Source organism: Amycolatopsis sp. WAC 01376 (assembly GCF_003947415.1).
Classification (GTDB): domain Bacteria; phylum Actinomycetota; class Actinomycetes; order Mycobacteriales; family Pseudonocardiaceae; genus Amycolatopsis.
In genome coordinates this window covers 369,579-389,253 of record NZ_QHKL01000003.1, presented here as the reverse complement: position 1 = coordinate 389,253, position 19,675 = coordinate 369,579, and the positions used below count along the sequence as shown (strand labels likewise).

At 69.2% G+C, this 19,675-nt stretch carries 17 protein-coding genes; 11 read left to right on the top strand and 6 right to left on the bottom strand.

The window, feature by feature from the left end; all coding sequences use genetic code 11:
* The first annotated feature begins 58 nt into the window (after nt 1-58).
* Nucleotides 59-682, top strand: coding sequence for a DUF2238 domain-containing protein (locus tag DMH03_RS18565; RefSeq protein ID WP_125793282.1), 624 nt, complete (start codon nt 59-61; stop codon nt 680-682).
* Between the two features lie 27 nt (nt 683-709).
* The gene (locus DMH03_RS18560; RefSeq protein ID WP_125793281.1) at nt 710-2,092 is read left to right on the top strand and encodes a serine/threonine-protein kinase; all 1,383 of its coding nucleotides are present in this window, start codon (nt 710-712) and stop codon (nt 2,090-2,092) included.
* Nucleotide 2,093: 1 nt separating this feature from the next.
* Here DMH03_RS18560 and DMH03_RS18555 read toward each other — a convergent pair whose 3' ends face one another.
* Together DMH03_RS18555 and DMH03_RS18550 are read right to left on the bottom strand one after the other, a co-directional pair.
* On the bottom strand, nt 2,094-3,320 hold the full coding sequence (locus DMH03_RS18555) for a hypothetical protein (protein WP_148106384.1): 1,227 nt from the start codon (nt 3,318-3,320) through the stop codon (nt 2,094-2,096).
* Entirely contained in the window at nt 3,320-4,342 is a 1,023-nt protein-coding gene (locus DMH03_RS18550; protein ID WP_125793279.1) for a hypothetical protein, read from the bottom strand. Before DMH03_RS18550 ends, DMH03_RS18555 begins: the two co-directional genes overlap by 1 nt.
* A 59-nt stretch (nt 4,343-4,401) precedes the next feature.
* Between DMH03_RS18550 and DMH03_RS18545 the strand changes: the two genes are divergently transcribed.
* From DMH03_RS18545 to DMH03_RS18535, 3 genes are all read left to right on the top strand, one after another.
* The gene (locus DMH03_RS18545; protein ID WP_158633102.1) at nt 4,402-5,529 is read left to right on the top strand and encodes a BTAD domain-containing putative transcriptional regulator; all 1,128 of its coding nucleotides are present in this window, start codon (nt 4,402-4,404) and stop codon (nt 5,527-5,529) included.
* A 110-nt stretch (nt 5,530-5,639) separates the two neighbouring features.
* A complete protein-coding gene (locus DMH03_RS18540; RefSeq protein WP_125793277.1) occupies nt 5,640-7,061 on the top strand; it encodes an amino acid permease in 1,422 nt (473 codons plus the stop codon).
* Nucleotides 7,062-7,355: 294 nt separating this feature from the next.
* Nucleotides 7,356-8,090, top strand: coding sequence for a hypothetical protein (locus tag DMH03_RS18535; RefSeq protein ID WP_125793276.1), 735 nt, complete (start codon nt 7,356-7,358; stop codon nt 8,088-8,090).
* Between the two features lie 1,233 nt (nt 8,091-9,323).
* Here DMH03_RS18535 and DMH03_RS18530 read toward each other — a convergent pair.
* Complete coding sequence (locus tag DMH03_RS18530; protein ID WP_125789601.1) at nt 9,324-9,662, bottom strand: nuclear transport factor 2 family protein; 339 nt, start codon at nt 9,660-9,662, stop codon at nt 9,324-9,326.
* Between the two features lie 76 nt (nt 9,663-9,738).
* On the opposite strand from DMH03_RS18530, the gene DMH03_RS18525 reads away from it, so the two are divergent.
* Nucleotides 9,739-10,713 (top strand): YafY family protein, encoded by a 975-nt coding sequence (locus DMH03_RS18525; RefSeq protein ID WP_125793275.1) that lies wholly within the window; start codon nt 9,739-9,741, stop codon nt 10,711-10,713.
* Between the two features lie 29 nt (nt 10,714-10,742).
* Here DMH03_RS18525 and DMH03_RS18520 read toward each other — a convergent pair whose 3' ends face one another.
* Genes DMH03_RS18520 through DMH03_RS18510 form a run of 3 tightly spaced genes read right to left on the bottom strand, consistent with a single transcriptional unit; the run spans nt 10,743 to nt 13,422 of the window.
* Entirely contained in the window at nt 10,743-11,162 is a 420-nt protein-coding gene (locus DMH03_RS18520; RefSeq protein ID WP_125793274.1) for a Dabb family protein, read from the bottom strand.
* Nucleotides 11,163-11,173: 11 nt separating this feature from the next.
* Complete coding sequence (locus DMH03_RS18515) at nt 11,174-12,022, bottom strand: SDR family oxidoreductase (RefSeq protein ID WP_125793273.1); 849 nt, start codon at nt 12,020-12,022, stop codon at nt 11,174-11,176.
* Nucleotides 12,023-12,048: 26 nt separating this feature from the next.
* Nucleotides 12,049-13,422, bottom strand: coding sequence for an MFS transporter (locus DMH03_RS18510; protein WP_233611551.1), 1,374 nt, complete (start codon nt 13,420-13,422; stop codon nt 12,049-12,051).
* A gap of 92 nt (nt 13,423-13,514) precedes the next feature.
* Between DMH03_RS18510 and DMH03_RS18505 the strand changes: the two genes are divergently transcribed.
* The 5 genes from DMH03_RS18505 (at nt 13,515) to DMH03_RS18485 (ending at nt 19,674) form a co-directional block, all read left to right on the top strand.
* Nucleotides 13,515-16,205, top strand: coding sequence for an AAA family ATPase (locus DMH03_RS18505; protein ID WP_125793272.1), 2,691 nt, complete (start codon nt 13,515-13,517; stop codon nt 16,203-16,205).
* 238 nt (nt 16,206-16,443) lie between these two features.
* Complete coding sequence (locus DMH03_RS18500; protein WP_125793271.1) at nt 16,444-16,743, top strand: DUF397 domain-containing protein; 300 nt, start codon at nt 16,444-16,446, stop codon at nt 16,741-16,743.
* The gene (locus DMH03_RS18495) at nt 16,694-17,566 is read left to right on the top strand and encodes a helix-turn-helix transcriptional regulator (protein WP_158633101.1); all 873 of its coding nucleotides are present in this window, start codon (nt 16,694-16,696) and stop codon (nt 17,564-17,566) included. Before DMH03_RS18500 ends, DMH03_RS18495 begins: the two co-directional genes overlap by 50 nt.
* A gap of 127 nt (nt 17,567-17,693) precedes the next feature.
* Complete coding sequence (locus tag DMH03_RS18490) at nt 17,694-18,527, top strand: SAM-dependent methyltransferase (RefSeq protein WP_125793969.1); 834 nt, start codon at nt 17,694-17,696, stop codon at nt 18,525-18,527.
* A gap of 88 nt (nt 18,528-18,615) precedes the next feature.
* Entirely contained in the window at nt 18,616-19,674 is a 1,059-nt protein-coding gene (locus tag DMH03_RS18485; protein ID WP_158633100.1) for a trypsin-like peptidase domain-containing protein, read from the top strand.
* Nucleotide 19,675 lies beyond the last annotated feature (1 nt).

The following is a 19,675-nucleotide window of genomic DNA, read 5'->3' as shown; positions in this document are numbered from 1 at the left end:
TGCCGTCCCGTCACTCACGAACCGGCGGTGATCCGCACGCCGCTGTAGGGTTTTCCGCATGGTGCGCGGAGTCGGCCGGGCCGAAGGATTCCTGCTGGCCGGCGTGGTCCTCGCGGTGCTCGTGGTGACCGGGATCCAGGCCAGGTCCCTCGGCACCTGGCTGATGGAAGTCGTCTGGGTGCTGATCGGGCTGCCGCTGGTGGTGGCGCTGCGCAAACGCTTTCCCTTGACCCGCTTGCTGGTCTGGCTGTTGGCGCTGCACGCGATCGTGCTGTGTTACGGCGGCCAGTACACCTACGCGGAAACCCCCGCCGGGGAATGGGTGCAGGGGCTGATGGGCACCCAGCGGAACAACTACGACCGGTTCGCCCACGTCGTCCAGGGTTTCGTCCCGGCGATCGCCGTCCGCGAAGTGCTGCTGCGCCGGACCCCGCTGCGGCCCGGTGCCTGGGTCGCGTTCCTGACCGTCTGCGTCTGCGTGACGATCGCCGCCGGTTTCGAGTTCGTGGAGTGGTTCAGCGCGCTCGTCGCCGGTTCGGGTGCGGACGATTTCCTCGGCACCCAGGGAGACGTCTGGGACACGCAGTGGGACATGTTCCTCTGCCTGTGCGGCGCGGTGCTCTCCCTGCTGATCTGGCGCCGGGTGCACGATCGGCAACTCGCGGGTGATCGGCCGGGTTAGAGTGGCTCGCGTGACAGGGGGAACGGCATGACGCCGCGCGTCGGTGAAGACTTCGGGGGATTCCGGATCGACGGCATCCTCGGCCGCGGCGGGATGGGCGTGGTCTATCGCGCGTGGCAGCACCGCATGCGGCGGCCGGTGGCGCTGAAGGTCCTGCCGCCCCACTACGCCGAAGACCCGGTGTACCGCGAGCGTTTCGGCCGTGAGGCGGCGGCGCTGGCCAGGCTCGATTCACCGCATGTCGTCGCGGTTCACGACCACGGCGAGGTGGACGGCTGTCTGTACCTGGCGATGCAGCTGGTCGACGGGCCCGATCTGGCCAAGGTGCTCGAAGCCGGGCCGATGGACCCGGACCGGGCGCTGGCGGTGGTGGACCAGGTGGTCTCCGCGCTCGGCGACGCGCACGCCATCGGCGTCGTGCACCGGGACGTCAAGGCCGCCAACGTCCTGCTGCGGCCGCGTGCCGCGCATCACGACGAGGATTTCGCCTACCTGTGCGACTTCGGCATCGCGCGGTCGGCGGAGATCGACCGCGGCGCGGAGACCAGCGGCGTGATCGGCACCGTCGGCTACATGGCGCCCGAACGTCTTCGCGGCGAACCCGCCACCGCCGCTTCGGACGTCTACGCGGTGGGCTGTCTGCTGTGGGTGACCCTGACCGGCGAGCTGCCTTACAACGGCAGCCAGCCCGAGGTGATCGTGGCGCACGACAGGGCCCCGATCCCCCAGCTCGTGGTCGGCGATCCGCGCACCGCGGCGGTCAACGGTCTGCTGAAGTCCTTGCTGGCCAAGGATTCCCGTGACCGTCCCACGGTGCGTGAAGTACGTGACCGCATCCGGGCCATCCGTGCCGACGCGCCACCCGCCGGTGTCGTCGTCGAGCAGCCTCGCCGCCGCCGGACCGGTTTGGTGGCAGGCCTGGTGGCCGGTGCCGCACTCGTGATCGCGATCGTGCTCGCGGCGGTCTTCCTGGTGTCGCCGGGCGTGCCCGCCGCCGACCGGATCGGCCGCAGCACCCCGGCCGGGCTCACCTGCTCGCCGGTGACGGCGGCCGACGAGGGCGTCCGCGCGCAGGTCGTCTGCCAGACCGGCGGGGAGACCGGCGAGCTCCGGATCGCCGCCCTCGACGACGCCGACGCGGCCACCGCCTACCTGCGCACCGGCGCCGGAACGGACCCCGCCGGTCTCACCGCCGGTAAATGCCCCGCTGACCTGCCCGCCAAGCAGTCCTGGTCGCGCGACGGGCACAAGGGGACGCTGGTGTGCACGGTGCTCGGCACGACCACGCGCTACGCCTGGACCGACGACGAGCACGCGACCGTGTCGGTGCTCGACGGCCGGGTCGGCACGCCCTATCCCGCCGACCTGCGCGCCGTCGAAGACTTCTTCGCGGCGATCCGGTTCGGCTGAATCACCGCGAGCCGCGCTGCCAGCGTTCCATCAGCGCCTCCGGCGACGAACCCGGTGCGCCGAAGAACCAGCCGTAGATCAGTTTCGCGTCGTCGTCGAAATAGATGGCCGGGCTGCGGTCGTCGGCGGTGACGAACCGGATGAACTGGCCGACGACCGGGCCGCCGAGCCGGTTCCAGGTCCGCACCTCGACACTTCCCGGCACCACACCGCCGTTCGCCGAGTTCTCCGAGCGCAACTTGATCAGCGCGTCGTGGTCGGACGCCGAACTGAACACCAGCATCGCGCCGTCGGCCAGCGGGCATTTGACCGTCTCGGCCGTGCCGGTCGTGGCGGGGACCGCTTGGCACTTCGCGGACTGCTCGTTGAGCACGTGTGCCTGCGCGAAATCCCACAGCGCGCCGGAGGAGAACGCGGCCCCCGGTACCTCGGGGCGTTTGAGCACCCCGAATTGACGCGCGTCGTAGAACTCCACCAGTGCGGGGAGCCCGGTCTTCCGTGCCGTCAGCGTCGCGCTGACCGGACGGGGACTGTCGACGTCCCAGTAGACCGTCGATTCCCCGGACGGGAGTTCCCGCATCGCGAACGCCGCGCCCTGACCGAGGTTGCCCGCCGAACGCACCGCTCCGGCGGCGCTCGCGAGCGCCCTGGACTCGGTGAGCCTGCCCGGCACGTCGTAGGTGACCAGGGTGAGGGCGTACAGCCCGGCGTCGCAGCCGACCCGTTCCATCTCGCCGGGCTTCGCGGGCTGCTGAGCGCATCGGACCGCGCCGTCGAGCAACCGGGCGCCGAGCGCGCGGTAGCGGCCGGCAACCTGGTCGAGCGCGTAGCGGTCCGGTGGTGGCGCGGCGGGCTTTTCCTTGCCCTGCACGAAGACCACCACGCCGGTCGCGATCGCGGCCACCAGCAGTACCGCCCCGCCGAGGAGCCACCTCTTGCGTGCGCGAGAAGGAAGCAACCGTGTCGTGCGACCCGGACGGCCGTCCCAGGTGAGCCGGTTCTCCACGCGAGTGGGGTTCAGCGGGGGCCCGGTCGGCTCGGGATCACGTGGAAGGGCCGCTTCCAGCGTTCCCGAATCGCGCAGCGCGGCCACGAGCGAGTCGATTTCGGCCGCGCTGAACGCGTTTCCGGACTGCTCCAGCGCGGACCGGAGCGCCACCGGATCGGTCAGCGCGTGGCGGCCGAAGCGGCGTACGACTTCGGCGAGGCGGGGATCCCGGTCGTCCATCACGCGTCCGGATCCGCCCAGAACTTGCGGAGCACCTGCTGATCGTCGGTGCCCGCCTGCATGTAGACGGCGACGCCGGTGGAGTCCTCGTCGAAGTAGAGCCGGGCGTAGCCGTTTTCCGGCTCCAGGAAACGGATCCGGGTGCCGTCGCCAGTGCGCGGGGTGCCGACCGGGATGCCCGCGCGGATACCCGGCCGCCCCGGCACGTATTCCCAGCGCAGCGTCCGGATCGAACCGGGCCGCGCGCCGTCGTTGTCTGTCTGCAGCACCGTGCGCAGCGCGGTGAGCTGTTTGGGGAAGAACAGCACGCGGAAGCTGGCGATGATGCCGGAACCCAGCTCGCAGTTGACGGTTTCCCGGACACTCACGATGGATTTCGCCGCTTCGCAGCGGACGTCGGGGTGATCGAGGTACGGCTTCGCCGCGGCGAGCAGATCCGGATCCTTGAAGACCGCGGCCGCTTCCTCGGGAACCGGTGCCGAGGAAGATCCGCCCTGGGGCGCCGAACCCAACGGCGCCGAAGTGGGCACGGAGGACGACGGCGCGCCCGGTGGCGCGGCCTCCGGCTCGTCGTCACGGCCGAGCGCGAGGACCACGCCGGTCGCGGCGACGGCCGCCACCAGGACCACCGCCCCGGCGATCACGGCGATCCGGTTGCCGCGCTTCGGCTCCTCGCCGGTCAGCACCGTGGTCAACGCGGTGGTCGGTTCGTCGGCCGCGGTGTCCCTCGGGAGAAAGCCGAGTGCCGCGCCGAGTTGCCCGCACGCCCATTCCGCACCCGCGTCACCACCGCAAGCTTCTGTCGCCGCCCGATGGGCTTCGGCGGGCGTGCCCCCGTCTTCGAGTACGGCGCGCATCCGCTGGGCCGCGCCCGCCCCCGCCGCCGCGGCGAGCACGGTGATCTCGGCGTCGGGAGGCGGGTCGGGAAGACTGCGCAGCGCGCCGGTGAGGACGATCGGGTCGGACAGCGCGTCGCGTCCGTGCCGGTCCACCACGTCTTCGAGTGCGGTCAATGTGGTCATGGCGGTCAGTTAAGCCCATCTCGCTTCAAGGTCGCTTCAAGCTGCCGGAGGAACCTGAGATGATCGGCCCCGTGACGGTGGAGGTGCGGTTGCTGGGGCCGGTGGAGCTGGTCGTCGACGGCGTATCCGCCACACCTGGTGGTCTGCGGCCGCGGGCGGTGCTCGCCGTGCTTGCCGCTTCCGGGGAGGCGCCGGTGAACGCGGACAGGCTGGCGGAGGCGATCTACTCCGACACCGGCAAGCCCGCGTCCCGCGCCACCGTACAGGTCCACGTGCACCATCTGCGGCAGAACCTGGGGGCGCACGGGGGATCCCTGCTCCACGGACCGGCGGGTTACCGGCTTCTCGGCGCACGCGCCGACATCCGCGAGGCGGAGGACGCGATCGGCCGGGCGAGGGCCGCCGAACGGGCACGCGACACCGGCGGCGCCGCGGCGGGATACCGGCGGGCACTCGAAGTGTGGCGGGGCCCGTTCTGCGCCGACCTGCCGGATCACACCGCCTTCGGCCCCGCCCGCGCCCTCTACGCGGAGATGCGCTGGGAGGCGTTGGAGGCGCGGATCGCCGCGGATCTGCGCGCGGGTGACGTCCCCGGTCTGGTGCGGGAGCTCGAGGACCTGGTCTCCGGACATCCACTGCGGGAACGGTTCTGGGGTCAGCTGATGGTCGCGCTCTACCAGGAGGGACGTCAGGCCGAGGCCCTGGACCGGTTCCGGCAGGCGCGGCGGATCCTGGCCGAGGAGGCGGGCGTCGATCCGGGGCCGGCGTTGCGGGAACTGGAACGCGCGGTGCTCGCCCACGCCGGGACGGCGACCCTGCTGCGGGTGGCCGCCCCCGGTGCCGCCGGGGCCGGGCGACCGGCGCTGACCTGGGTCGACGGTTCGGGGCGGGCCCGCCTGCGGGAACTGCCCGTGCTGGGGCGGCTGGCCATCGGCCGCGACGCGAATGCCGACGTCGCCCTTCGCCATGACGGTGCCGTGTCCCGCGACCACGCCGAGATCACCGTCGGTGAGAGTGGCGCGGTCCTGGTGGATCTCGGTTCGCGCAACGGGACGTTCCATAACGGCGAACGCGTCGCGGGGCCGGTCCCGCTCGCTCCCGGCGACGTCGTACGCTGCGGCGACACGGTACTGGCGGTGACGAGCGGCGGCGCGGCGGTCAGCCCGGTGGACGGAACCACCCGGTAGAACGATTCTTCACGATCGACTGGTACCGTTCAACGAATCGCCTGTAATCCAGGTAACCAAGCAACGATCTCCTGTTCTGCGGGTTCGGCACGGCGGATACGGTCCTCGGCATGACTTTGCGAGCCGCGGCGGTGCGGCGGAAACCGGTCGCCGATCTGATCGCCGACAGTGAGCACGGCACGCTGAAGCGCTCCCTCGGGCTCGGGCAGCTGACCATGCTCAGCATCGGCGCGACGCTGGGCAGCGGGATCTTCGTCGTGCTCGGCGAAGCGGTGCCCGTGGCAGGCCCGGCGGTCGTGCTGTCGTTCGTGCTCGCCGGGATCACCGCGCTGTTCTCCGCGCTCTCCTACGCCGAACTCGCCGGAATGATCCCGGTGTCCGGTTCGTCCTACTCCTACGCTTACGCCACGCTCGGCGAACTGGTCGCCTGGGTCTGCGGCTGGTGCCTGGTGCTCGAATACGGCGTCTCGGTGGCGTCGGTGGCCGTCGGCTGGGGGCAGTACCTCAACGAACTGCTGCGGCTGGCGTTCGGATTCGCCATCCCCGACGCGTTCAGCCAGCCGCCGGGCTCGGGCGGGATCGTCAACGTCCCGGCCATCGTCGTCGTACTGCTCGCCATGTTCCTGTTGCTGTCCGGCGCGAAGGAGAGCGCGCGGGCCAACGCGATCATGGTCGTGGTCAAGGTCGGCACGCTGGTGCTGTTCTGCGCGATCGCGTTCTCCGCGGTCCGGGCGGCGAACTTCGCCCCGTTCCTGCCGCTCGGCCTGGCCGGGCTGAGCGCCGGCGCCGCGAAACTGTTCTTCTCCTACATCGGTTTCGACGCGGCCTCCACGGCGGGTGAAGAGGCGAAGAACCCGCAGCGGGATCTGCCGAGGGCGATCCTGCTCTCGCTCGCGATCGTCACCGTGCTGTACTGCCTGGTCGCCGTGGCGGCCGTGGGCGCGCTGCCGTGGCAGGAGTTCGACGGCAAGGAGGCCGCGCTCTCGCACGTGCTCGGCGCCGTTTCCAGCAACCCGCTGTGGGCCGGGCTGCTGGCCGTCGGCGCCATCGTGGCGATCTCCAGCGTCGTGCTGACCGTCCTCTACGGACAGACCCGCATCCTGTACTCGATGTCCCGCGACGGCCTCGTCCCCGCCTCGCTGTCCAAAGTGGACCCCAAGACCGGCACTCCCCGGATCAACACCCTGGTGGTCTCGGGCTTCGTCGCGACGCTGGCCGCGTTCATCCCGCTCGGGAAGCTGGCCGACGCCACCAGCATCGGCACGCTGTTCGCCTTCGGGCTGGTGAACGTCGCCGTCCTGCTGCTGCGAAAGCGGCAACCGGAGGCCCCGCGCTCGTTCCGCGTGCCGTTCTCCCCCGTCACGCCGGTCCTCGGCGTGCTGTGCTGCGGTTACATGATGCTCAGCCTCGACGGCGCGACCTGGATCGTCTTCGCCGGCTGGATGGCGCTCGGCCTGCTGATCTACTTCGGTTACAGCATGCGCCGATCCCGGCTCGCCGCGGATTCGCCCGTTCGCCGCCATAATTCCTAGCCTGTACAGCCGTAGTACGAGCCGGATCATTGAATTAACGGTGATCGGTAGGGGACACTTCCGTCCGCCCCACGGAAAACCCTACCGTGAACCGAGGTCCTTATGCGCCGATATGGCATTACCGTGCTGACCGCGTGCCTCGCCCTGTCCCTCACCCCATTCCCTGTCTCCGCCCAGGAGACGGCGACCGCCCGCGCTCCCTTCTGTTATGAGGAACCCGTACAACCGAAAGCCGATGTAAGTGACATAAAGGCCGGTTTCCAGTCCACGAAGTGGCTTCAGACGATCCAAGCCGTGTACAAGCGGCGCTGGCCCAGCGGAGAGGGTCTCGCGATCGCTCAGGCCAAGGACAAGTACTTCAGCCAGTTCGTGAACAAGACCAGCTTCAACGCCCTCGCCGAATCCCTGATGGTGGCGATCCATGAAGAGACCCACATGTGGGATCTGGATCCTTCGAGAACCTCCTGGGACGTGTACGTCTCCGCGTGGATCGACGCTTCCCGCAAGGCGATGAAGGTGCCGATCCACGGCGGCTTCCCGCGCCGCGAAATACTGCCGCTCATCACGGACGGTCTGACGCGTTCGATGGACGACATCTACCTGCGGGACCAGCAGCAGGGCTCGTACAAGATGCAAGGCGTCATCGCGGAACTCAACGCCGGACTCATGGGACTGCCCGCCGCGACCGTCGTCGCCGAGTACATCCAGGGAGTGGGCGCGAGCAATTCGCGGGACATCGCGGCCACGAACATGCGCTACCTCCAGCTCTACCTGCGCGTCGCCAAGGCGAACCATCCCGCTTACTGGGCCAAGATCAAGGCCCAGCCCGAATTGCGTGAATTCGTGCTCATCGAATTCCTCCGGACGGCCTACTGGCTGGATCAATCCGCGCCCCACGCCGCCAAACTCGGCAGTGCGGACGTGGCCAAGATCGTCGCCAAGAACTACGCCCCGGAGAACATCGCGATCATCGAGGAGTTCACCGGCGCCAAGGTGAACACGGGTACGGCCAGGAACTGCACGATCTGACGCCGGGGCAGGCGGTCGTGAGTGGCGCTTCGGGTTAGAACCCGAAGGGTGGCTTAAGTACCTACTGCCGGTGCGCTGGTGGCGGTTTCGCGTGACTGAACGGACGGCACGCGTGTTGGAAGGGACGGCACACGTGATCCGGCGGACGACTCGTGGCGGAACCCCGGCTGCGGTCGTGTCGTCCGTCCAGTCACGCGTGTCGTCCGTCCAGTCACGCGTGTCGTCCGTTCAGTCACGTGACATCGCCGGTGCTGGAACTCGTGAGTGGCGATTAGGGTCAGAACCCAATGCCACGTAGCTTAAGTTGATCTTGGACGGGGTTTTGATCGCAAGTGGCGACGGTTGCCGCAGGTCAAGCGCTCGGTTGTCCTGCCCGACGAAAGCCTGCACGCCCCTAGCGTCCACTGTGGACACATCTCGATGACTGAATGCCCGATTGATGATGAAATGGGCGGTTCTATCAAGGGGTCGTGAGTGGCAAAGGTGGTTCTAGCGAGCTTCCCCTTGGGTACCTATTGCGTGACCTGTGGCGCTTCTTGCGTGATGACGTGATGCCGGGTTGAAGTACATGAAGGACCCCTTCCTGTACCTAGGCGCAAGGATGGGGTCCTTCATGTACTCGGGTTCTGCGCGTGAAGGGCCCCTTTGAGACGTTCATCGTCTCAAAGGGGCCCTTCACGACATCACCACGATCGCGAAAACTCACGTGAGCGCCTGGCTGGAGTCCTTTGGGTACCTGGGGGAGGTGTGAAGGTCGAGTTTCCTCGGCTGAGCCAAGGGAAGGCGGCCTTCACGCGCCACTGCTGTGACTGCTGGCGCCTGTGGGGCGAACGCGGCGATGACCGAGTCCGGGGCCTGGCATCAACCGCAGCCTCAACCACGTAGGCACCTAAGACACCCTTGACTCTAACGCTCATTGCCACTCACGACCCCCTCTCGCAGCTGCGCAAAGTACCCAAATCGGGCACCTTGATCCGGACTGGCGTCCCGTCTGGACAGTCGCACCCCGGGTCCACTGCCGGTGACTTGTCCGGCTTGATCGAGCAGACCGGCAGCCGCCCAAGATCAACTTAAGCTGCGCGGCATTGCGTTCTAACCCGAATCGCCACTCACGACCCCCTCGCACCTGACCTGGGCCGAGGCTCCCTTAGTCGCATCAGAAGCGGCGAAGGGAGCCTTCATCCCACCCCCAGCCTCAGCAACCACAACGATGGCGGGTGAAGGCCACCTTCCCTACGGCACGAACACCGGCTGGTCCAGCGCCCAGAGCCAGGATCCGTCCGGCTGACGGCGGGCGACCTCGATGGTCGTCTCACCGGTGGTCAGCGTGGACGCGGTGAGTGCCAGGTCGCCGCCCACCAGCGCCGGATGCTGCCTGCCCGGCAGGAGTTCCGGCGCGGCCGCGACGAACTCCTCGTAGACCTTGCGGATCTCCGCGTGCCCGGTCGCGATGTTGCCCGGCGGGAACGCCAGTACGGCGTCCGGTTCGTACAACGCCACCAGTCCGTCGACATCGCCCGCGTTGCCTCGCTCGATGAAGAATTTGCCAAGATCGTTCGGCTCGGTGGCCACAGTCCTGCTTGTCATGGGGATGAGCCTCGCAGCGAATCACGACATCCTGTGTCGTGTATTCCGCTAGAGTTTTCCCATGCGTGCCGACCGGCTGGTCTCGCTGGTGTTGCTGCTGCGGCACCGCGGCCGGCTGTCCGCGACCACACTCGCCCGCGAGCTGGAGGTCTCCACCCGCACCGTGCTGCGCGACATCGAGGCGTTGTCCGCGGCGGGTGTCCCGGTCTACGCCGAACGCGGCAGGCACGGTGGTTTCGCGTTGCTGCCCGGTTTCCAGACCGAACTCACCGGGCTGAACAACGACGAGGCGCTCGCGCTGCTGATCGCCGGATCACGGCGCGGCGCGCAGGCGTTCGGCCTCGGCTCGGCGCTTGCCTCGGCCATGCTCAAGGTGATCGACGCGCTGCCGGAAAGCCAGCGGGACACCGCGGCGGGCGCGGCCAGGCGGCTGCTCGTCGACCCGGAGATCGACCTCCTCTCCCGCCGCGAGGCCGCCGAGGAGGTGTCCGACGCGATCGTGACCGAGGTGCGGCGGGCGGTGTTCGCCGGGCACAAGCTGCGCATCCATTACGCGCCGACGGGGCGGGCGGCGCAGTGGCGCACGGTGGACCCGATCGGGCTGGTCACCGTCCGGGACCGGGGTTACCTGCTGGCCACGAGATCCGGTGAAGACCGCACCTACCGGCTGTCCCGGCTGCGGGCCGCCGAGGAACTTCCCGAACCGGCGCAACGACCGGACCGGGTCGATCTGGACCGGGCCTGGCTGGAACGCAGCACGCGGTTCCGGACCGGCGGGGACCAGGTCGCCGTGCAGGTGCGCGTCGCCCCGGGGCGGCGGGAAGAGCTCGTGGGCACCGCGCTGGCCGTCCTCGCCGAGGAGACCGACGAGGACGGCAGGCTGCGACTGGAGGTGACCTTCCAGGACGCGCGCCACGCCGAATGGGCGTTGTGGCAGCTCTCCACGGACGCGGAAGCCCTGGCCCCGCCTTGGTTGCGCGCCTCCCTGCGCGACCGCGCCGCCGCGATCACCAGCCGCTACGACGAACCGTCCTGACTCCGGTCTCGTGAGCGGTGAGGGCCTCTCTACCCGCGAGAGTGCGGGCCGGGTGCGGCGCTGCCGCTGTACTCGTTGAGGCCTGCCACCAGCTCGGCGACGTCCGGCACGTTCTCGAATCGGCGCCGGTGGACGTCGGCGATCTTCGCGCCGATCTCCGGGTCCGGGTCGTCCGTGACGTCGTACGACACGAATCTGTCGATCAGCGGCAATCCGGTCCGGTCCATTTCGAGGTGCGCGGGATGATTCATGTACTGCTCGTAATCCTCGATGTCTTCGAGCACCGTGACGGCGCCGTACTCGAATTCCCCACCGAAGTCGGGGCCGACGACGCGAGCCTTGATGACGGGAATGGCGGTGCTGTGCTCGGCCATCCGCGCGAGCCCTGCCGTCTTTTCGTCCTCGGTGACACCGGGTTTGAGAGTGAACCGGATGCAGTGGTAGATCATCGGATTTCCTTTCACACGGAAGCGAAAGCGGCGGCGTGGTCGCGGGCGAAGCCGACGATGTCCCGCGCGGGTTTCCCGGTGAGGTCGGCGACGGACGTGTGCACTTCGGCGGCTTCGCCTCTGGCGTAGTGGGCGTAGTCCTCGACGAGGCCCTCGATCTGCCAGGGCGGGAGCAGACCGGTCAGCGCGGCGGCGAACTGATCGGCGGTCGTGTGGTGGAAGGTGACGCTCCGCCCGGTGGCCGTGGAGAGCGCGTCGGCGATCTGGGTGTGGGTCACGGCGCGGGGTCCGGTCAGCGTGTAGGTGCGGCCGGCATGTCCCGGACCGGTCAGCACGGCCGCGGCGGCGTCCGCGATGTCCCTGGTGTCGATGGCGCTGACGGCCGCGTCGCCGATGGGCGCGGCGAAGAAGCCCTGCGAGATGGTGCCGGCGAAGGCGAGCAGCGCTTGCAGGTAGAGGTTGGGGCGCAGCACGGTGTGCTCCAACCCCAGTGATCCGACATGCGCCTCGACTTCCGCGTGCCACCGCAGGAATCGCACCGGCGAGTCCGCCTGTGCCGCGTACTGCGAGAGCAGCACGAGCCGGTTCACCCCGGCGTCCCTGGCGAGGTCGGCGAACCTGATCTGGAGCGAGGCGGCGTCGGGTGCGGAGGGGCTGTTGAGGAAGGCCGCGTCGACGCCTCGCAGCGCCGCGGCGACCGATCCGGGATCACGCAGGTCGGCGACCACGGTTTCGGCGCCGGGAACGAGGTGACCGGGGTCGCGGGTCATGGCGCGGACGGTGACTCCGCGAGCCTGAAGGGCGGGGATCAAGGCGGATCCGACGGTTCCGGTCGCGCCGGTCACCAGCACGGTGTCCATTGTGGAGTGTCCTTTCGTTGCGGAGATCAGTGTCGTGTCCTTGCCGCGGAAACGAGCGACACCGCGAGGGCGATGACGACGAGCGCGGCCTCGCCGAGGAAAGCGGTCGTGAACGAGATGTCCCCGTGTGTTCCCGCGGCGCCGATGGCGATTCCGGCGAGCGCGGCGAGCCCGACCGCGCCGCCCAGTTGCTGCGCGGCGTTGACCAGTCCGCTGAGCAGGCCCGCTTCCCCGTCCGCGCTGTCGCGGACCGCCATCGCGGTGGCGTTGACGGCGCCCAGCCCGAGTCCGGCGCCGATCAGCAGGAACGCGCCCAGCAGGCCGGCCGAGAAGCCGCTGGTCGTCGGATCCAGTGCCAGCCAAAGAAAACCGGCGAGCAGGACGACGAAGGCGAGTGGCAGCGCGCGGCTCGGTCCGACGCGTTTCGCGAGCATCGGCGCGAGGACGCTGCCCACGATGATCATGACGGCGAGCGGGAGCTGGGTCATGCCGGTCGCCAGCGGGCTCATCCCGAGGATGTCCTGCTGGTATTGGGGAAGGAAGAAGAACAGGCTCGTCAGGGTGCCGCCGATCAGGACCATCACCAGGTTCGCCGTGACCACCGGTTTCCGGCGGAACACGCCGAGCGGGACCAGCGGCCGGGCGGAACGCCGCTCGACGAACACGAACGCCACCAGGGAAACGAGTCCGGCCACGAGGCCGACGATCGTGCCGGGCGCGGTCCATCCCGCGTCGGAGGCGGAGACCATGCCCAGCGCGAGCCCGGAGATCCCGACGGTGATCGTGACGGCGCCCAGCGCGTCGAACCGGCCCGGCCTGCCGGGGACCGGCGGCACCGCTCGCCACACCACGATCGCCCCGATGACGCCGAACGGCACCGGGGTCACGAACACCGCCTGCCAGCCGAGCAGTTCGGTCAGCGTTCCGCCGAGGAAGACGCCGACGAGACTGCCCGTTCCCGCGACCGCGCCCCAAATCCCCATCGCGCGGGTGCGTTCCGCGGGAGACGAGTAGATGCCGAGTACGAGCGAGAGCGCGGCGGGCATCAGGACCGCCGCCCCGATCCCCTGCCCGATCCGCCCGGCGATCAGCATCCCGCCGCTGGTGGCCAGCGCGCAGAAGGCCGAGGCGGCCAGGTAGACGCCCATCCCGGTCAAAAACACCTTCCTGGCCCCGAGTACGTCGGCGAGCCTGCCGCCGAGCAGCAGCAGACCGGCGAACGTCACCAGATAGCTGTCCACGACCACTGTCAGCTCGGCGGCGGTGAGCGCCAGCCCCTGACGGATCGTGGATCCGGCGAGATTCACCATCGCGGCGTCGAGAATGACCAGGAACATGGCTGACGCGAGGCCGACCATCGCCACCCCACGCGATATCCGTGTCTTCGCTCGTACTGTCATGCCGTAACGATCGCGCGGGCACTCCTCCGCTCGCGTCGGTGACAATCACCTAAGCCGGACACGGCTTGGTTCACCTCGCTAGGGTTCGGGCCATGGCCCCGACGTCCTCCCGCTCGCTCGTCGGCAGGCGGGACGAGCTAGATCGCCTCCTCGCCCTGGTCCACGCGGCGGGCCGAGGCGAGGGTGGCGTGCTCGTCCTCCGCGGTGAACCCGGCATCGGCAAGAGCGCGCTGCTGGACCACGTCGCGCACGCGACGGCGGGGGAATTCCAGCTCATCCGCGCGTCCGGTTCGGAGTTCGAGGGTGAGCTGCCCTTCGCCGCACTGCATCAGCTGTGCGTCCCGGCGCTGGCGCACCTCGACAAGCTGTCGGCTCCTTACCGTGACTCCCTCCTCGTCGCGTTCGGGCTGGCCGACGGCGCGCCGGACCCGTTCCGGGTCGGTCTCGCCGCGCTCGAACTGCTGGCAGGCACCGCGGGGGCGCGTCCGATGCTGTGCGTGGTCGACGACGCGCATTGGCTGGACACCGCCTCGGCGAGGGCGTTGACGTTCCTGGCGAGGCGTATCTCGGCCGAGCCGATCGCGATGGTGTTCGCAGCCCGTGACCAGAACCCGATCCGCGGGCTGGACGAGCTGCCGGGGTTGACGGTCGGTGGCCTGAGCGACGCGGACGCGCGTGCCTTGCTGGCCGAGGAGAAGACCGTGACACTGGACGAGCGCGTGCGTGATCGCCTGCTCGCCGAGGCACGCGGCAATCCGCTGGCCCTGATCGAACTGCCGAAAGCGGGTGGCTTCGCGCTGCCGGCGCCGTCGCCGATCGCGAGCCGGATCGAGCGGAGTTTCCGGGCGAGGATGGCGGAACTGCCCGCGGACGCGCGGCACCTGCTGATCCTCGCGAGCGCCGATCCCACCGGCGACCCAGCCCTGCTGTGGGCGGCCGCACGGCGGTGGGGCCTCGACGTGCCCGCCGAGAGCGCCGCCGCCGAAGCGTCCGGGCTGATCGTGTTCGACACGCGGGCGCGCTTCTGCCATCCGCTGGCGCGCTCGGCGGCGTACCGCGCGGCCGAGCCGGACCGGCGCCACGCGGCCCATCGGGCGCTGGCCGAGGTCACCGATCCGGAAGCCGCGGGAGACCGGCGGGCCTGGCACCGTGCTCAGGCCACCACCGGACCGGACGAGCAGGTCGCGGCGGAGCTGGAACTGTCGGCTTCGCGGGCGCAGGCACGCGGGGGTGTCGCGGCCGCCGCCGCTTTCCTCGAACGCGCGGCGGCGCTGTCACTCGACCCCGCCAAGCAGACCGAACGCACGCTCGCGGCGGCGCGGACGACGCTCGAGGCGGGCGGGACGGACGCGGCGGCGGATCTGCTGGCCAGTATCGACACCGAAAACCTGGCTGTCCCCCAGCACGCCTCGGTGGACTTGCTGCGCGGGCGGATCGCCTTCGTGCAAGGCGCGGAGGGTGCCGTCCGCGGGCCGGAACTCATCCTGCGGGCCGCGCAACGGCTCGCCGGAGTCGAGCCGGAGCGGTCGCGGGAGTGTTTCGTCGCGGCGCTGGAGATGGGGCTCGTCGTCGGAAGGGCGGCAGGCGTCCTGGACCGGGTCCTCGACGCGGCCCGTTCGGCGCCGCCGGTGTCCGGGCCGCCGGATCTTCTCGACGCACTCGTGCGGTTGACCACCGAGGGCCACCACGCCGGCGTACCGGCGCTTCGCCGGGTCCTCACCGGCGACGACGACGGCTGGACCAGGACACCGGCCTTGGCCACCGTGCTCGCGGGTGAACTGTGGGACATCGAGCTGCACGCGACGATCGTCGGCTGGCTGGTGCGGACCGGGCGGGGCACGGGAGCGCCGATGACCATCCGGCTCGGCCTGTCGCAGGTGGCGCTGCACGCGGTGCTCACCGGGAAGTTCGGACAGGCGATGGCCGCGATCGCCGAAGAGGAAGCGATCGCGGACGCCGTCGGCGATCCGCCGCAGCTCTACCCGAGAGTGCATCTGGCGGCGATGCGCGGACGCCGTCAGGAGGTGCTCGACCTGTTCGCCGAGGCGACGAGCCGGGGCAACGGCCAGCTGACCGCGAACGCCCACTGGGCCACAGCCGTGTTGTACAACGGACTCGCCGAGTACCCGGCCGCGCTGGACGCGGCGAAGCGGGCCGTGGCGAGCGGCGACCTGTTCCTCGCCGGCATCGCGCTGCCCGAGCTGGTGGAAGCCGCGGTCCGGTGCGGGGACGACGACGTCGCCCGGTCGGCGCTGGAATCGCTGGCCGAACGCACGGAACCCGCGGGAACCACCTTCGCCCTCGGTGTCGTGGCGGGTGCGCGGGCGCTGGTCAGCGACTCCGAAGACGACCACCGGGAAGCCCTCGAACACCTGGCCGGTGGCCCGCTCGCGGTGCATCTCGCGCGGGCGCACCTGCGGTACGGGGAGTGGCTCCGCCGCGCGGGGCGCCGTCGCGACGCGCGCGAACATCTGCGCACCGCGCACGAGCAGCTGTCGGAGATCGGGCTGGAGGCGTTCACCCGGCGGGCCGCCGACGAGCTGCGCGCGACCGGGGAGGTGGCCCGAAGCCGCTCCGGACACTCCTACGACCACCTGACCATGCAGGAAACGCATATCGCGCGCCAGGTCGCGGCGGGTGCGACTTCGAAAGAGGTGGCCACGCGCCTGTTCCTCAGCCCCCGCACGGTGGACGCCCACCTCCGCAACATCTTCCGCAAGCTCGGGATCACCTCGCGCAGGCAGTTGCGGGGCATGCCCGACCTCCGCGACGCGGATCAGTAACGCGAGGAAAAGGGGGCCGGCGGCCGAAGGACGCTTTCCCCGCATGCCATGCGACGAAAGCTCCCTTCACCGCACGAGACGCGGGGAAAGGCCCCTTCGGCCGCGTATGCCAGAATTGCGCTCAAAGATATCTTTGGAGTGAACATGTCCCGGATCGATTCGCCAACGGCTTGCGGACCGAATATTCGACGCCCACTCTGGGTTCGGCTATTCGATTCGCGGGCTCTGAGGGGGAGCGATGCGGTTCTACGACACCGAGTACCCGGCCGCCGTCTTTCGGGAAGCGGACTGGATTCGTTCGAGTTACAGCGGGCCCAATGGGGGAACCTGCGTGGAGGTGAATTTCGGCGACCAGGCCGTCACGGGGGTGCGCGACAGCAAACTCGGGCGGCGTTCGCCGATCCTGACCTTTCCCGCCCGCAGCTGGCAGGCCCTGCTCGAGGTCCTGAAGGGGCGCGACCGGCCGTCGCCCCGGGACGGTGCGAGCGGTGACCGTGGACGATCGGCAGCCCCCCACCGACCAGACCGTTCGCCGTGATCTCGGCGAGTTGCTGACCGCCGCGCGAAAGAACGCGGGCAAGCGGCAGGTCGACATCCAGCGGCTGATCGGGAAGTCGCAGAGCACGGTGACGAAGATCGAGCACGGGACCACGTCGATCTCCCACGAGGATCTTGGCCTCTGGATCACCGACTGCGCCGTGGAAAGCCGGCTTTCCGAGAAGATGTGGATGCTGTGGAGCAGGGCGAACGCGCCTCGGCGCGTCTGGTCCGGCGAGCGGATCGGCACCCCGGAATGGTTCGTGAAGGTACTGGCGACGGAGGCACGGGCCGCGGAGGTCCACTCCTGGACCGGCGAGCGGATCCCCGGCCTGATCCAGAGCGAGGCCTACATGTACGACCAGTTCGGCGGCACCGGGCTCAGCATGGAGGTCTCGCCGAGGTTCACCCAGCGCGTGAAGCGGCAGGAATTGTTCAACCATCCCGCCAAGGGTTTCGTGTTCGTGATCAGCGAAGCCGCGCTCGACCGGTTGTGCGCGCAAAAGGACGACATCATCGAAGACCAGCTCGGTCATATGCTGGCACTGACCCGCCGCGCCAATGTCACCATTCGCTACGTTCCCTACCGCGCGGCCGCCTACGTCGATCCGGATTTCATCATCTTCCGTCGCGCGGACCACGGAAAAGACATCGGATACAGCGAGAACAGCGCCGGTATCGACTGGTCGACCCGGCGGTCCATCAAGACCTACGCCAAGGCTTGGGACGCACTGCTGGACACCGCCGCCACGGCGGACGAGACCCGTACGGAATTGCACCGCCGGTTTCAGCGGCAAAGGTCCGGTGGCCCCGATCGCGAGTGAGCCTTCCTTCGAGTGCCGTCTATTGCGTGAGGTCACTCGGCCGCTACGTTCGGTCAAGAGGTTCAGGGTGGAGACGAGGAAGGGAACGGCCGTGGCCGAAGAGGCGTACCCACCACCGGGGGTCGACATGGGCAAACCCAGCGTCGCCCGGGTTTACGACTACTACCTCGAAGGCACCGCTTCCTGGGCCATCGACCGGAAATTCGGCGACCGGGTGCTCGGCGAATTCCCGATGCTGCGGCCGATCGCCAAGGCCAACCGCGTTTTCCTGCACCGGGTCATCCGCCATCTCCTGCGCCTGGGGGTCACCCAGTTCATCGACATCGGCGCCGGACTGCCCACCATGCAGCACGCCCATCAGGTCGCCGACGACGTGGCGCCGGGAAAGGCACGCGTGGTGTACGTCGACTACGAGCCCGTCGCGGTGACCCATTCCCAAGCCCTGCTGGAAGAACACGGCGATCCCCGGCGCCACGCCGCCGTCCACGCCGACCTGCGCGCGCCCGACCGGCTGTGGGCGAAGGTCGCCGAGCAGAAGATCCTCGACCTCGACGAACCCGTGGCCGTCCTGCTCATCGCGGTCCTGCACGTCCAGCAGCCGGCGTCCCCGCGCAGTGGCGACACCGGCGACGTCGGCCCGGCCTCCGTCGAACGCTATCGGGAACTCGTACCGAGCGGTTCCTATCTGGCGATCTCCCATATCACCGACGAAGGTGTGCCGCCGGAATACGAAAAGCCGCTGGTGAAGCTCAAGGAACTGTACGACAGCGGCAGCAGTCCGGTGATCTGGCGCAATCACGGCGAGATCCGGGAATTGTTCGGTGACTTCGACCTTCTCCCGCCAGGATTGACCTGGACAACGCAGTGGCATCCCGAAGACGCGAGCCCGGCCGAACCGGAGATCACGTTCGCGACCCCGAACGGCTCGCTCATCCTCGGCGGTGTCGGCCGGAAGCCCTGAAGCGCCTCGTCCTCGACTCGCTATGGTGATGGGAACGCCACCCGGAGACGAGGCGTCGCGACCTGAACCGAAAGGGATGGAACCACGGATGGCACCGATTCCGGATTCCTTCCCTCTCGATTGGACCGATCAGCGCCTCCAGGAACTGCGGAATGCGTTGAGCACGGCGATCTACCGCGACCGGGACATCGAACTCGTCGCGGTCGGGGCGGGGGTGCCCCCGGCCCGGATCTCCTGGAATCAGCCAGCCGAACGCCTGTGGTTCGACATTCTGAACGAAGCCGCGGCACACTTTCGGGTGAAACAATTGCTGACCGACGTCGGTGACAAATGGCCTGCGTTGGCCGCCCGCATCGACGAGTTGTCGAAGACGGCGCCGGTCCTCACCGCGCGGATCCCCGAGGACCAGGCTCCCGCGTTGACGCCCGATGACGGGCGCTGGACCAACTTCGGCGGCCTCGAGCGGCAGATCTTCGACGACGAGGAGACGTTGTTCGACGTGTCCTTCCTGGAACAGGGCCTGGACAGGGCGAAGTCGGTCTGCCGGATGACGGTGTCGTTCGAGAAGGAGGGCTGTCACGGCACGGCCTTCCGGATCGGCCCGCGCACGCTGCTGACGAACCACCACGTCCTCCACGACTGGCGGTATGGCGACAGGCGGGCGAAGGCCGTCCAGGCGGAATTCCACTACGAGCTGGACAGCGCCGGCGCACCGCGGACACCGGTCGTGATCCGGTGCGAGGCCGCGTCGATCGACGGCGACCGGGCGCACGACTTCGCCGTCGTCACCACCGCCGAGCCGATGCCGGACGACGTGCCGATCGTGCCGCTCCACCGGGCCGCCACCGTCGAAGCGGACGACCGCGTCTACATCATCCAGCATCCGCGCGGCCTGCCGAAGAAGATCGCCATGCACCACAACCTCGTGCGGTACGCCGATGACGACGTGGTGCAGTACTGGACCGACACCGAAGCGGGCTCGTCGGGCTCGCCGGTGTTCGACAGGTATTGGCGTGTCGTCGCGCTGCACCACCAATGGGTGCGATCGACGGCCGACGACGGTGTCGCCTATCGCAATCAGGGACGGGCCATCGGCCGCGTGGTGGAGCGGCTCACCGAACTCGGCGTCCCTCCGGGCCGGGAGTGAC

What these genes read in the sequence shown, in the direction of transcription:
- DMH03_RS18505 (WP_125793272.1), top strand. Translation starts at nt 13,515, where the DNA reads ATGGCCCCGACGTCCTCCCGCTCGCTCGTCGGCAGGCGGGACGAGCTA.
- DMH03_RS18485 (WP_158633100.1), top strand. Translation starts at nt 18,616, where the DNA reads ATGGCACCGATTCCGGATTCCTTCCCTCTCGATTGGACCGATCAGCGC.
- DMH03_RS18500 (WP_125793271.1), top strand. Translation starts at nt 16,444, where the DNA reads ATGCGGTTCTACGACACCGAGTACCCGGCCGCCGTCTTTCGGGAAGCG.
- DMH03_RS18510 (WP_233611551.1), bottom strand. Translation starts at nt 13,422, where the DNA reads ATGACAGTACGAGCGAAGACACGGATATCGCGTGGGGTGGCGATGGTC.
- DMH03_RS18545 (WP_158633102.1), top strand. Translation starts at nt 4,402, where the DNA reads ATGATCGGCCCCGTGACGGTGGAGGTGCGGTTGCTGGGGCCGGTGGAG.
- DMH03_RS18550 (WP_125793279.1), bottom strand. Translation starts at nt 4,342, where the DNA reads ATGACCACATTGACCGCACTCGAAGACGTGGTGGACCGGCACGGACGC.
- DMH03_RS18520 (WP_125793274.1), bottom strand. Translation starts at nt 11,162, where the DNA reads ATGATCTACCACTGCATCCGGTTCACTCTCAAACCCGGTGTCACCGAG.
- DMH03_RS18560 (WP_125793281.1), top strand. Translation starts at nt 710, where the DNA reads ATGACGCCGCGCGTCGGTGAAGACTTCGGGGGATTCCGGATCGACGGC.
- DMH03_RS18540 (WP_125793277.1), top strand. Translation starts at nt 5,640, where the DNA reads ATGACTTTGCGAGCCGCGGCGGTGCGGCGGAAACCGGTCGCCGATCTG.
- DMH03_RS18555 (WP_148106384.1), bottom strand. Translation starts at nt 3,320, where the DNA reads ATGGACGACCGGGATCCCCGCCTCGCCGAAGTCGTACGCCGCTTCGGC.
- DMH03_RS18490 (WP_125793969.1), top strand. Translation starts at nt 17,694, where the DNA reads ATGGGCAAACCCAGCGTCGCCCGGGTTTACGACTACTACCTCGAAGGC.
- DMH03_RS18515 (WP_125793273.1), bottom strand. Translation starts at nt 12,022, where the DNA reads ATGGACACCGTGCTGGTGACCGGCGCGACCGGAACCGTCGGATCCGCC.
- DMH03_RS18565 (WP_125793282.1), top strand. Translation starts at nt 59, where the DNA reads ATGGTGCGCGGAGTCGGCCGGGCCGAAGGATTCCTGCTGGCCGGCGTG.
- DMH03_RS18525 (WP_125793275.1), top strand. Translation starts at nt 9,739, where the DNA reads ATGCGTGCCGACCGGCTGGTCTCGCTGGTGTTGCTGCTGCGGCACCGC.